A 13612-nucleotide genomic window follows, 5' to 3' on the forward strand; every position below is an offset into this window, starting at 1 on the left:
GAAAAGGCGCCATTACACTTGATACTACACTGTGTAGTGTACTTGCTTCACATTCGTTATTCCAAATGGGACCGCCATGACCACCACCACCGCCCACGTTTCGCCGCAACTCCAGAACGGCCGCTTCCGCAACCCGGCGCGCATGCACCGCGGCAGCCTGGCCAAGATGCTGGGCATCATGTGGCGCGCGCTGTTCGACAAGCCGGCCGATACCGTGCCGGTGGCACCCATCCCCGTGCAGGCACTGACGCGCGCCGCGATCGAGGCGGCGCCGGACAACACGGTGTTCCGCCTCGGCCACTCGACCGTGCTGCTCAAGCTGAACGGCGGCCTGTGGCTGACGGACCCCGTGTTCGGCAAGCGCGCCTCGCCGTTCCCCTTCATGGGCCCGGCCCGCTTCCACGCGCCGCCCCTGACGATCGACGAGCTGCCGCCGCTGGCGGGCGTGATCCTGTCGCACGACCATTACGATCACCTGGACCATGCCGCCGTGGTGGCGCTGGCCGGCAAGACGCAGTACTTCGTCACGCCGCTGGGCGTGGGCGACCGCCTCGTCCAATGGGGCGTGCCGGCCGAAAAGATCCGCCAGATGGACTGGTGGCGCGGCGTGCGGCTGGACGGCATCAGCCTCACCTGCACGCCGGCCCAGCACTTCTCGGGCCGCAGCCTCACCGACGGCAACAGCACGCTGTGGTGCTCGTGGGTGATCGACAGCGGCAGCCACCGCGTGTTCTTCAGCGGCGACTCCGGCTACTTCCGCGGCTTCAAGGCCATCGGCGACCAGTTCGGGCCGTTCGACCTGACGATGATCGAAACGGGCGCCTACGATGCCAACTGGCCGGACGTGCACATGCAGCCGGAACAGACGCTGCAGGCCCACATCGACCTGCGCGGCCAGGTGCTGCTGCCGATCCACAACGGCACCTTCGACCTGGCCTTCCACGCCTGGCACGAGCCGCTGGACCGCATCGCCGCACTGGCCGATGCACGGGGCGAGCGGCTGGCCACGCCCGTGATCGGGCAGGGCATCGGGCTGGCCGCGCCGCACGTCGACGTGCGCTGGTGGCAGGGCCTGGCCCGGGCCTGATGCGGCAGCGTTGCCCGGATCACGTATAGTGCCGTGCGCGTGGCACCGTTGCCGCGCGAACGAACACAACGAGGTCCCCATGGCGCACGAACCCAGTCCAGAACAAACGGCGATCCTGCAATCGCGCGCCAATGTCGTCCTGATCGATGCGGTGGCCGGCTCCGGCAAGACGACGACGCTGGCCATGGTCGCCGGGGCCGCCAGCGCCCGCGGTCTGGCACCCGTCGCCATCGCCTGCCTGGCGTTCTCGGACGGTGCGAAAAAACGTTTCGCGCAGAAGCTGGCGGAAGAGAACGCGCCGGCCGCCCTGGTGCCGATGACGATCACCGAATTCGCCCGCCGCCACCTGCGCAAGCTCGCCACCCTTGGCGTGTTCACGCAGCCGCCCCAGATCGGCGCGGCCAAAGTCCGCGACCACCTGGTGAAGGCCGCCCAGGGCGTCTGGATGCGGCACCAGTCGCGTGGCAGCGATTCGGAATTCGACTTCGGCATCGAGCAGAACCGCGACCGCATCGACCACCTGTTCGCGGTGCTGCGCGAACTGAAAGCCAGGCTGCTGACCCACCAGTTCGGCGACGACGACTTCGGTTCGATCGGCCAGTACGACCTCGCCGAGGCGCTCGACCTGCCGGTGGAACTCATCGAGATCTGCGCCGCCTACGAGCGCCTGCGCGAACCGGATGCCGGCGACTTCGGCTGGCAGACGGAGGACGACGCCGTGCCGGACCTGCTGCGCCTGCTGGCGCTGCAGCCGGACGTGCTGGACCAGCTGTGGCAGCACGCGCTGTTCCTCGTCGACGAATGGCATGACGTGAACGCCGCCGAGTTCGCGCTGCTGCAATTGCTCAAGCGGCGCGGCCGGCTGGTGGTGGTGGGCGACCGCGACCAGGTGATCGATGCGGCGCGCGGTGCCGAGCTGCGCTTCTCGACCGACACCTTCCGCGCTGCCTACGCCGATGCCGTCTACCTGCCCCTGCACCGCACGCGCCGCTTCGGCGCCGCCGTGGCGCGCGCCGTGTCGAAGCTCACTTCGCGGCCCGTCGAAGCAATTCCCGAACTGCACACGGTGCAGCACAGGGCTGCCTACGATCCAGATGTGGCCGGTGCCTGCGCGCGCACGGTGGCCGGTCACGTGCAGGCGCTGCACAATGCGCACCACGCGGTGAAGCTGTCGGAGATCGCCATCATCACGCGCGAGGACGACCAGACCATCGACATCGAGAACGCGCTGCTCGATGCCGGGATCCCGTACCAGTGCGAAGGCATCGTGTCGTACCTGCTGCGCCCCGAGATCCTGTTCATGCGCGCGCTGCTGCACATCGCCAGCGGTTCATACGACACGCTGGAACAGGACAAGCCGACGATCCGCCCGATGGTGACGGCGCTGGCCGCCTTCGTGTCGATGCAGTCGTCGGCGCAGCACTTCGAGAGCGACTACCTGCAGGTGAGCGGCGCGGCGCAGAAGGTGCCGCTGGAGCAGGCCATCGAAACGGTGACGGGCACGCCAGCGTCGCTGCAGATGTTCTTCGACGGGATCGTCACCCGCGCGCAGGAAGGCGACAGTCCGCTCACGCTCAACTGGAAAGCCCGGTTCGCCGCCTGCGGCGCCGCGCTGGCCGAACGTCGCGCGTCGCTGCACAGTGCCCACGACGTGCTGCTGGCGGTCCGCGCGCTGATCGACCTGCCGGCCGCGGTGGCGCGGGCCGTGCCACGGCGCAGCGAGGCCGATGCGGCGGTGCGCTCGATCGCCCATTTCATCGACTTCGCCGGCACGTTCGGCCAGCGTCCCGTCGCCGACTTCCTGCACGAGCTGCGCGAACGGCAGGCCCGCCTGGCAGCGCGCACGAAAGGCAATCGCTATCGCGCACAGCTGGTGCTGACGACGGTGCGCACCGCGAAAGGGCAGGAATGGGAACACGTGATCCTGCCGTATCTGCAGCGGGGCGAATTCCCGCGCGGCCCGGACCTGGCCGAAGAGCGCCGCTTCCTGTACGTGGCGATGACGCGCGCGAAAGGTAGCCTGACCCTGTGCGAGCCGGACGAGGCGCACCGCGCGCTGTGGAGTCCGCTGCTGCATGGCGACGTGGCGCGCGGCGCGTAGTCGAGCCCAAAGTAAAAAAGGCGGCCCGCAGGCCGCCGATCCAGGGATGCTGACTGCTTAGAAGCGGTACATCACCGAAGCTTCCCACGTGCGGCCGAACAGCGGGCGCGCGTTGATCGGGCCGGTGCCGCCCGTCGTCAGGCGCGAATTGCCTTCCGTCAGACCCAGTTCATTGGACAGGTTGGTGCCGTTGACGCGGAACTCGATCTTCTCGCCGAGGCGGAACACGGCGCCCAGGTCGAACGTTTTATAGGACGGCAGGTACTGCTGGTTGGCCTGGTCGGCCCAGCGCTCGCCGATGTACGTGTAGGTGCCGTACAGTTTCAGCTCGTTGTCGCCCACCGGGATGCGGTAGGACGGGGTGAAGCGGTACTGCAGCTTCGGCTGGCGCTGCACTTTTTTCCCCGCCGTGACCGGGTTGTCCTTGTACTCCGAATCCTGCCAGTCGCCCGTCAGGGTCAGCGTCAGGTCGCGTACCGGACGCAGTGCGAGTTCCACTTCCACGCCATTGCCCTTCGAGCCGCTGGTGGAGTACAGCACGGTGCCGTCGGCCAGCAGCTGCTGGAACGAGATGCCGTCGAATTCGGTGTGGAAGTAGTTGATGTACGCGCTGTACAGCTGGGTGGCCGTCTTGAAGCCCACTTCCATCTGCTTGATCTTCGGCGTCGGCAGGAAGTTGCGGTCGTTGACATTGGCCTGCGTGCCGGCGTTGCGCAGGTCGTCGAACGCGACGAAGGTGTGGCCCGTGTTGGCGCGGGCGAACACGCTGGCGTCGCGCGACAGCTTGAAGTTGCCGCCAATGGTGAACGAGTTGGCCGAATCCGTGCGGGTCAGCGCCGTGTTGGAACCGGTCGGCATCGACGTGCCGTTGTTGTAGACGGTCAGCGGGTTGTTGTCCGTGTCGCCCGTCGCCAGGTTCGACACGGTGGCATCGAGCTTCTGGCGTTCGCGGCGGATGCCGCCATCGACGCGGATGCGGTCGTTGACCTTCCACTCGTTGGCGATGAACACGGCCGTGTTGCTGCCGTCATAGCTGGCGACCGGCGCGTAGTTGACGGGGCCTTCCTTGCCCTGGTTCGACACGATCACGCCATTGTCCAGGCGGACATCGATCAGGCGCGCGTTCGGCACGGCCGTCATCAGGTGACTGTTACCGAGGAACCAGACATCGTCCGACGAGTAGTTGGCGAAGTAGCCGCCGATCGTCACCGTATTGTCCTTGATCCATTCGCGGCTGACGCGGATCTCGTCGGTGGCCGACTGCAGCTGTTTCTCCACGGCCCACAGGCCGGCCTGCACCACCTGCTGGTCGTCCGCGACGGGCGTGCCGTCCAGGTAAGTGGCATTGGCCGTGGTGGCCGTGCGGCCCGCCACCGCGTTGCGGTAGGAGGACAGGGCACCGGCCTTGTACGCGCCCATCGACAGCGGGTTGTTCCCCGTGAACATGGCGATCGTGTTCAGGTCGCCGTCGAAGTAATTGAACTTGTTCGACACGTTCCAGTCGCCGATCTTCTGCATGAAGTCGATGCCGAACACGGTGGATTTGAGGCCGCGGCCGTCGCCCAGGTCGTAGTTCAGCGTGCGGCCGGGGCCGGCCTCCACGGTGAAGCGGCGCATCTCGCCGCTCATCAGCGTGCCCGTCAGCGGATCGAAGCCGGGGAATTCGGAAATCGTGCGGCCCTCGTTCGACGAGATCAGCGGCACGCCCGTGTAGAACGCGTTCTTGTCGTTCGTCTGGCGTGCGTAGAACGTCACTTCGCCGCCATCGAGCTTGCGGGTCAGCGTGCCGGTGATCTGGCCGCCCTTGTCGGACGGGAAGCCGGCGTCGCGCACGCCATTGGTGTTGCGGTAGAAGCCGCCGATGGTGCCGTACCAGCCGTCGGCGATCTTGCCGCCGTAGAACACGTCCACGCGGCGCAGTTCACCGGTGCCCGTCGAGAAGCGGATCGAGCCTTCCGGCGTGTCGGTGCCCTGCTTCAGGATGAAGTTCATCGTCGCGCCCGGCTGGCCATTCGAGAAGATCGTGCTCGGGCCGCCGCGCAGCACCTCCACGCGTTCGATCGTGTCGTCCAGGCGGAAGGCGGACGAGCCCTCGAAGAACGACAGCGTCGACACCGGGTAGATCGGGTTGCCCATCAGCTGCACGGAGACGAACGGCGAATCGGAGCCGGACGGGAAGCCGCGCACCTCGATATTGGCGCCGGACTGGCCGCCGGTCGCCTCGGCATACACGCCCGGCACCAGTTTCAGGATGTCGGCCGTGCTGCTCGGTGCGGCCTGGCGCAGCTGTTCCTCGTTGGCGGTGGTGATGGAGAACGCCGAATCGATCTTGCGCAGGCCGCCGCTGGCCACGCCCGTCACGACCACCTGCTGGATTTCCGCCTGCACCGCATCGGCCTGGGCGGAGGGGGCAGCGGCCTGTTGTGAAGTTGCTGCATCCTGACTGGCTTCTTGCGGGGCGGCGGCGCGGGCCTGGCTCGCCAGGGTGAGGACTGCCAGGGATATCGAGGACAGCAGGAATGCTTTTTTCATGGCCGTGGTGCTTTCATTATGGATTGTCGTCTCCGGACAATGCGCCGTGAAGGCGCCGCCGCTTGGTTGTTGGCTGCCATTGAAACAACAAATGACATCGATGTCAATGAAAATGCTATCGATGTCATTTTTCGTGACAGACACGCCATATCTGTCATAATGCCCCCTGATTTTTATGCAAGGTACCCGATGGCAACGCCCAAAACCGACACCGGACTGACGATGGAAGACCTGGCCAGGCTGGCCGGCGTGTCGCCCATTACCGTGTCGCGGGCCTTGCGCAACAGCCCCCTCGTGACGGAAAAGACACGCGACAAGGTGCGCCGCATCGCCGACGAGCAGGGCTACCGCTTCAATGTCAGTGCCCGCAACCTGCGCATGGGCCGCTCGTACTCTGTCGCGGTGGTGGTGGAAATGACCCCGGCGCGGGGCCGGCCGATGTCCGACCCGTACCCGCTGGAACTGCTGGGCGGGATCACCCAGGAACTGACGACGGCCGGCTACAGCGTCGTGCTGACGTCGAAGCAGCTGCTCGACACGGCGCCGGTGCAGGGTGCCGATGGCCTGATCCTGCTGGGACAAGGATCGCATGGCGAGGCCATGACGGCGCTGCAGGGCACGGGACGGCCACTGGTCGTGTGGGGCGCGCCGCTCGCCGGCGCCCAGGCCAGCAGCACCACGATCGTCGTCGGCAGCGACAACCGCAAGGGCGGCGCCAGCGCGGCCCAGCGTTTCGTCGAGCAGGGCCGCAAGAAGCTCGTGTTCCTGGGCGATGTCGACCATGCCGAAGTGCAGGAGCGCTGCGCCGGCTTCATCGACGCGATGGGCCGGCAGGGCAGCGTGCACATCCTGCGCCCGAAGGCCTTCACGTTCGAGGCGGGCTTCGACGCGATTTCCACGCTGCTCAAGAAGAAGGGCCAGGTGTTCGACGGCGTGTTTGCCGCCAACGACCTGCTGGCCATGGGCGCAATCCGTGCGCTGGCCGAGAAGAACCTGCGCGTGCCGGACATCGTCTCCGTCATCGGCTACGACGACACGCCCGGCGCGGCCAGCTTCGTGCCGCCGCTGACCTCCGTGCACCAGTACCTGCGCGATGGCGGCGTGCTGCTGGCCCGCAAGATGCTGGACCTGATGAATGGCGAACCTGCCACCTCCGAAATGCTGCCGACCATGCTGATGGTGCGGCAGACCTGAACGAACCACTCCCGCCGACGTGACGACCAGCACTGACGCGGGCTTTGCCACCCGGTATTCAAACCGGTTTGAATGACGAGGACACCGTGACCGCTTTATCGCCGCAGCCCCCATCCGAACGCTTTCCCGCCGATCCCTGGCGGCTGCGCGAAGCCGCGCCCGACAGCGCCACGCACTTCCTGAACGAGACCCTGTTCGCGCTGGGTAACGGCTACATCGGCGTGCGCGGCACGGCCGAAGAAGGCTGGAGCGGCCCGGCCGGCACGTCGCTCGATGGCACCTACCTGAACGGCTTCTACGAGTCGGAAGCCATCCACTACCCGGAAACGGCGTACGCGCTGGCGAAGACCAACCAGTTCATGCTCAACGTGCCGAACACGAAGGGCATCGCGATCTGGCTGGACGGCGAGCGCTTCGATCCCCTGGCGGGCACGCTGGCCGATTACGAACGGTCGCTGGACGTGCGCGAGGGCGTGCTGGAACGGCGGCTCACGTGGACGTCGCCATCGGGCCGCACGATCGCGCTGCGCAGCCGCCGCCTCGTGTGCCTGGACGAACGGCACCTGCTGGCGCTGGAGGTGCAGCTCACGCCCGTCAATTTCTCCGGCCCGGTGCGCATCGTGGCAGCGCTGGACGGTGCCGTGAAAAACCTGGAAGCGGGCGACGATCCCCGCATCGGTTCGGCCGTCTCCGGCGCTTCGCTGGAACTGGTGGATACCGTGCAGGAGGGCGACTACAGCGCGCTGGTGCAGCGCACCCGCAACAGCGGCTTTACCATCGTCAGCGCCACGCTGGTGGAGATCGCTGCGCAAGGACAGGGCACGAAAGATGGCCTGAAGCTGGAAACGGCGTATGCCATCGACGCCGTGCAGGGCGACACCGTCACCGTGCGCAAATACGCGGCGTATCACACGTCGCGCGACTATCCGGAAGACACGCTGCGCGAACGCAGCCGCACCCTGCTCGACGAGGCGCGCGCCGCGGGCTTCGAGGCGCTGGTGGCACGCCAGGCGGCCTATCTGGCCGACTTCTGGCGCGATGCCGATGTCGAGATCGATGGCGACGACCACCTGCAGCAGGGCATCCGCTTCAACGAGTTCCACCTGCTGCAGTCGGTGGGCCGCGACGGCAAGACCAATATCTCGGCGAAGGGCGTGACGGGCGAAGGCTACGAAGGCCACTATTTCTGGGACACGGAGATCTACATCTTCCCGTTCTTCCTGTACAACCGGCCCGACATCGCCCGCGCGCTGCTGGAATACCGCTGGGCGGGCCTGGAGTCGGCACGGCGCCGCGCGCGCCAGATGTCGCATGCGCAGGGCGCCCTGTACCCGTGGCGCACCATCGCTGGCGAGGAGTGCTCCGCCTACTTCCCGGCCGGCACCGCGCAGTACCACATCAACGCCGACATCGCCTACTCGATCCGCCTGTACCTGGACGCGACGGGCGACGATGCCTGGCTGCGCGCCCACGGCGCCGAGATCGTGATGGAAACGGCGCGCATCTGGATGGGCATCGGCAGCACGGACCGCCAGGGCCGCTTCGTCATCAACGAGGTCACGGGTCCGGACGAATACACGGCCCTCGTCAACAACAACTACTACACCAACGCGATGGCGCAGGCGCACCTGGAATTCGCGGCGGACATCGCCACGCGCCTGGCCGCCGAGTTCCCGCAGGATTACGCGCGCATCGCCGCCGCGATGGACCTCGATCCGGCCGAGCCGGCGGCCTGGCACGATGCCGCGCGCCGCACGCACCTGCCGTATGACGCGGCGCTGGGCATCCACGAGCAGGACGACAGCTTCCTCGCCAAGAAGCCCTGGGATTTCGCCGGCACGCCGAAGGAGAACTACCCGCTGCTGCTGAACTACCACCCGCTGGTGATCTACCGCCACCAGGTGTGCAAGCAGGCCGACGTGGTGCTGGCCGCGCTGCTGCTGTCGTCGCGCTTCAACGCGGACGACAAGCGCCGCGACTTCGACTACTACGAGGCGGTGACGACGCACGATTCCTCGCTGTCCTCGTGCATCTTCTCGATCGTCGCCGCCGAAGTGGGTTATGCCGACAAGGCCTACGACTACTTCATGGAGACGGCCCGCCTCGATCTCGACGACACGCATGGCAATACCTGCCACGGCGTGCACACGGCCGCGATGGCCGGCACCTGGCTGGGCGTGGCGTACGGCTTCGGCGGCATGCGCACCGATGGCGGCACGCTGCGCTTCGCGCCGACGCTGCCGCCGCAGTGGCAGGGCTACCGCTTCCGCATCCAGCTGCGCGGCTGCCTGCTGCTGGTCGACGTGAAGGCCGGCGGCACCACGTATCGCCTGCTGCGCGGCGCAGCGCTGCAGTTCACCCACCATGGCAGATCCGTCGCACTGAGTGCGGCACAACCCGAACAGATGGAGCCGGCATGAGCACTTCCCGTTATGCAGCAGTGATCTTCGACCTGGACGGCGTCATCACCGACACCGCCCGCTACCACTACCTGGCATGGAAGCGCCTGGCCGATGGGGAGGGCGTGCATTTCGACGAGGCGGCCAACGAGCACCTGAAGGGCATCGACCGGATGGGCTCCCTGGAGCTGATCCTTGCCTCGGCCACGCGCGCCTACAGCGACGCGGAAAAACTGGCGCTGGCCACCGAAAAGAACGAGCATTACAAGGAGCTGATCGCCACGATGTCGCCGGCCGACCTGCTGCCCGGCGCCGTCGCGGCACTGGACACCTGCCGCGCCGCGGGCCTGAAGATCGGCCTGGCGTCCGTCAGCCGCAACGCCTTCACGGTGCTGGACCGGCTGGGCATCACCGACAAGTTCGACTACATCGTCGATGCCGGTACCATCGCGAAAGGCAAGCCGGATCCGGAAATCTTCCTGAAGGCGGCGCGTGAACTGGGCGTGGCACCGGGCGACTGCTTCGGCGTGGAGGATGCGGTGGCCGGCGTGGCCTCGATCAAGTCGGCCGGCATGTATGCGATCGGCGTGGGCGACCCCGCCGTACTGACGGAGGCGGACCAGGTGATTCCCGACCTGGCCGCCTTCCGCATTCCATGACAAGAACCATAAAAAATTAAAACAGCGGAGGAGACACCATGCAGCGACGCCGCATCCTGTTCATCTTGTTCCTGATTTACTTCGTGTTCGCGATCCTGCTGAACAGCGTCGGCACCGTGATCCTGCAGGTGATCGCCAACTACGGCGTCGGCAAGTCCGCCGCCAGCGTGCTGGAAGGGTTCAAGGACCTGCCCATTGCCATCGTCTCGTTCCTCGTCGCGTCGTTCCTGCCGCGGCTGGGCTACAAGCGGGCGATGCTGACGGGCCTGGCCATCGTCACGGCCGCCTGCCTGGCGATGCCGCTGGTGCCGGGCTTCGCCACCGCCAAGCTGCTGTTCCTGAGTGTCGGCGTGGCGTTCGCGTTGACGAAGGTGTCCGTGTATTCGACCCTCGGCCTGATCGCCACCAGCCGGCGCCACCATGCCGGCATGATGAACACGCTGGAAGGCTTCTTCATGGTCGGCGTGCTGTGCGCCTACTGGGTGTTCAGCTTCTTCATCGATTCCGCGAACCCCGCCTCGCAAAGCTGGCTGAACGTCTACTGGCTGCTGGCGGCGCTGTGCGCGCTCACCTTCGTGCTGCTGCTGGCCACGCCGTTCGACGAGCGGCTGGCCGCGCTGCCGGCCGAGCGCACCCCGGCCCAGGATTTCGCGGCGATGCTGCGGCTGTTCTTCAAGCCGCTGGTGTGCATCTTCGTCGTCACGGCCTTCCTGTACGTGCTGATCGAGCAGAGCGTCGGCACCTGGCTGCCCACCTTCAACAACGAGATCCTGATGCTGCCGGCCGCCATGAGCGTGCAGGTCACCAGCATCTTCGCCGCCTGCCTGGCGATCGGCCGGCTGTCGGCCGGCGTGATCCTGCGCCGCCTGCACTGGTACCCCGTGATGAACGTGTGCCTGCTGGGCATGGGCGCCGTCGTGCTGGTGGCGCTGCCGCTGACGCATGGCGTCACGGCCGATGCCGGCGTCACGTGGCTGACGGCGCCGCCGGCCGCCTTCCTGTTCCCGCTGATCGGCCTGTTCATGGCGCCGATCTACCCGGGCATCAATTCCGTGATGCTCAGCTCCCTGCCGCAGCACCAGCATTCCGCGATGACGGGCCTGCTGGTGATCTTCTCGGCGCTGGGCGGCACCACCGGTTCGCTGATCACGGGATATGTGTTCGGCGCGTTCAGCGGCCACACGGCGTTCTACCTGACGCTGGTGCCGATCGCCGTGGTGCTGGTGATGCTGTACTTCTTCCGCCGCGCAGTGGACGGGGCGGGCGATGCGGCCACGTCGCCGCCCGCGGTCGATACCGACGCGAACCGCGCCGCATGAACCTGAAGGCGCTGGCCGACACGCTCGGCATGTCCAAGACCACCGTCAGCCGCGCGCTGAACGGCTATCCGGAAGTGTCCGCAGCCACGCGCGAACGGGTGCTGGCCGCGGCGGCCGCGCATGGCTACCGCGCCAACCCGGTGGCGCGGCACCTGGCCGTCGGCCGCAGCAATGTGCTGGGCATCATCTATCCGCTGCTGCCGGCCGACCTGGGCGACCCGATGTTCCTGGCCGTCGTCGGCGGCGTGTCCGCGGCGCTCGAAGACTCGGGCATGAACTTCATCATCGTGCCCGTCTCGCCGGCGAACGAACTGCGCTCCTACGAACAGATGGTGGCCGGGCGCCGCGTGGATGGCCTGATCGTCAGCCGCACGCAGGCCGACGATCCGCGCATCGCCTACCTGCTGGAAGCCGGCTTTCCGTTCGTGGCGCATGGCCGCACCGGGACGGACCTGCCCTACGCGTGGTTCGACTACGACAACGCGGCCGGCATCGCGCTCGCGGTGGACGCGCTGCTGGCACACGGCCACCGCCGCATCGCGCTGCTGGGTTCCCCGCTGGCGCTGAACTTCGCCCGCCAGCGCCGCGCCAGCTTCATCGCCCGCATGGCGCACGCCGGCCTGCCCGTCGATGCGGCGCACCTGCCGGAAGTGGCGATCGACCGCCGCAGCGGCTACCAGGCCATGCAGGGCCTGCTGGCCACGACGCCGCGGCCCACCGCCGTCGTCGTCGACAACCACCTGTCCGGCGTGGGCGCCGTGCGCGCGCTGCTCGATGCGGGCCTGGCGATCGGCCGCGACATCTCGCTGGTGGTGTGGGGCGGCATGGCCGATGCGCTGGCGGGGCTGGACGTGGCCACCGTCGACCAGCCCGACCCGCGCGGCGCCGGCGCGCGGATGGCCGCGATGCTGCTGGCGCGGCTCGATGGCACGCCGGCGGCGGCACTGCAGGAGCTGTGGCAGCCGGTGCTGCTGCCGGGGACGACGATCGGCGCCTGTCCGGGCTGACCGTCAGGACCGGTCTTCAGGACTGGCTTCAGGACGAAGGTTCAGGATCGAGTTTCAGGACGACTATTCAGGACGACTGTTCAGGACCGGTCATTGGGACTTCCGGCGCCGGGGCGGCGCACTCTCCGGGTCGTCGACGACCGCCAGGCCGCCATGGGCCAGCAGGTCGGCAAAGGTGCGGCGGCGGATCTCGTCGCGCAGCAGGTCGGCCACCACCTGCGGGTTGAGCAGGCCCAGTTCGGCCGCTTCCTCGGCCAGTTCGCGCGGCAGACGCAGTTCGATCGTCGTCATGGGGTGGCGGTCCTTTCAGTGGTCAGAACACGATCAGGCGGTTGATGTAGCGGTCGAACGACAGCGCGCCCGTGTAGGGTTGCGGCTCGTACAAGTAGGCGTAGCTGCGGAACAGCGAGTACTGGATCTGCAGCATGAGGCGGGGCTTGTCGACGGGCGGCGCGCCCTTGTGCACGCCGGCCGTGTCGACGGCAAAGGCGAAGCCCCGCTCGCCGGTGGCCGTGATCAGGCGCTCGGTCCCGTATTCGCGGCTGATCTCGCCATCGGACTGGATCTTCAGCCGCACCGGCGCGCGCGTGCGGTGCGTGCCCCGCACGTACACGTGCGGACCGTCGCCGGCGCCCACGTCCGTCAGGTAGACCAGCACCTTGAAGTAGCGCCAGTCTTCCGAATCGCGGTGGAAGGTCTGCAGGTCGGAGCGCCGGTCCGGTGCCGGCGGGGCGGGGAACGACCAGCGCACGCCCAGCTGCGAGATGGTGGGCTTGCAGCCGATGTAGCGTTCCGCCAGTTCCAGCAGGCGGCTGTCATTGGCCAGCGCCAGGATGTGGGGGCAGGCTACGATGTCCTGCATGCCGTATTCGGCCAGCCGCGTCCTGGGCGGCACGTGTGCCAGCGTGAAGGTGGCGCTGTCGTCCTGGCGGTCGGTCAGGATGCGGTCGCGGAAATACGCGTGGATGTCGTTGCACTGCTCTTTCGTGAGCACCTGGCCCAGGGCGACATAGCCATCGGCATGCAGCCGGTCCAGCAGCTGGCGCAGCTCCGGCGTGACGTCGTGGGCATTGATGCCCTGCCGCACGCGCACCCAGGCGCGGAACAGGCGCACGCACAGCCCGCGCAGGGGCGGCGCGACAATCAGGCGTTGCAGGTAGTAGAGCAGGCTGTTGGCAGGTTTGAAGCCGTGTCCCGGCGTCAGTCTGGCGTATTTCATCGTGGACCTCGTCGGGCCTGGGGCCATTGCAGCGAGATACCAAGTTAGCCGAGCGCCTTATGTGCGTATTGATACATAGCAGAGCCAGCAGGCCG

10 protein-coding genes are annotated in these 13612 nt (G+C 67.3%); 7 read left to right on the top strand and 3 right to left on the bottom strand.

Going from position 1 to position 13612, the window contains the following annotated elements; all coding sequences use genetic code 11:
* The first annotated feature begins 76 nt into the window (after positions 1–76).
* Both IP91_RS19365 and IP91_RS19370 read left to right on the top strand, forming a co-directional pair.
* Entirely contained in the window at positions 77–1087 is a 1011-nt protein-coding gene (locus tag IP91_RS19365; protein ID WP_145650731.1) for an MBL fold metallo-hydrolase, read from the top strand.
* A gap of 79 nt (positions 1088–1166) precedes the next feature.
* Complete coding sequence (locus IP91_RS19370; RefSeq protein WP_145650732.1) at positions 1167–3188, top strand: 3'-5' exonuclease; 2022 nt, start codon at positions 1167–1169, stop codon at positions 3186–3188.
* Between the two features lie 57 nt (positions 3189–3245).
* Here the strand turns inward: IP91_RS19370 and IP91_RS19375 are convergent, their stop codons facing one another.
* Positions 3246–5720 (bottom strand): TonB-dependent receptor, encoded by a 2475-nt coding sequence (locus tag IP91_RS19375; RefSeq protein WP_145650733.1) that lies wholly within the window; start codon positions 5718–5720, stop codon positions 3246–3248.
* A 189-nt stretch (positions 5721–5909) separates the two neighbouring features.
* Here IP91_RS19375 and IP91_RS19380 point away from each other — a divergent pair, with 189 nt between their 5' ends.
* From IP91_RS19380 to IP91_RS19400, 5 genes are all read left to right on the top strand, one after another.
* On the top strand, positions 5910–6914 hold the full coding sequence (locus tag IP91_RS19380) for a LacI family DNA-binding transcriptional regulator (RefSeq protein ID WP_145650734.1): 1005 nt from the start codon (positions 5910–5912) through the stop codon (positions 6912–6914).
* An 86-nt stretch (positions 6915–7000) separates the two neighbouring features.
* A complete protein-coding gene (locus IP91_RS19385; protein ID WP_145650735.1) occupies positions 7001–9334 on the top strand; it encodes a glycoside hydrolase family 65 protein in 2334 nt (777 codons plus the stop codon).
* A complete protein-coding gene (gene pgmB, locus IP91_RS19390) occupies positions 9331–9972 on the top strand; it encodes a beta-phosphoglucomutase (RefSeq protein WP_145650740.1) in 642 nt (213 codons plus the stop codon). The genes IP91_RS19385 and pgmB overlap by 4 nt, the downstream gene beginning before the upstream one ends.
* A 38-nt stretch (positions 9973–10010) precedes the next feature.
* On the top strand, positions 10011–11291 hold the full coding sequence (locus tag IP91_RS19395) for an MFS transporter (protein ID WP_145650747.1): 1281 nt from the start codon (positions 10011–10013) through the stop codon (positions 11289–11291).
* Positions 11288–12298, top strand: coding sequence for a substrate-binding domain-containing protein (locus IP91_RS19400; protein ID WP_145650754.1), 1011 nt, complete (start codon positions 11288–11290; stop codon positions 12296–12298). Before IP91_RS19395 ends, IP91_RS19400 begins: the two co-directional genes overlap by 4 nt.
* Positions 12299–12388: 90 nt before the next feature.
* Here IP91_RS19400 and IP91_RS19405 read toward each other — a convergent pair whose 3' ends face one another.
* Positions 12389–12589: a hypothetical protein gene (locus IP91_RS19405; RefSeq protein ID WP_145650763.1), complete on the bottom strand. Its 201-nt coding sequence runs from the start codon at positions 12587–12589 to the stop codon at positions 12389–12391.
* A 22-nt stretch (positions 12590–12611) separates the two neighbouring features.
* A complete protein-coding gene (locus IP91_RS19410; protein WP_158643174.1) occupies positions 12612–13517 on the bottom strand; it encodes a phytanoyl-CoA dioxygenase family protein in 906 nt (301 codons plus the stop codon).
* Positions 13518–13612 lie beyond the last annotated feature (95 nt).

The sequence above is a fragment of the Pseudoduganella lurida genome (assembly GCF_007830455.1).
GTDB lineage: Bacteria > Pseudomonadota > Gammaproteobacteria > Burkholderiales > Burkholderiaceae_D > Rugamonas > Rugamonas lurida.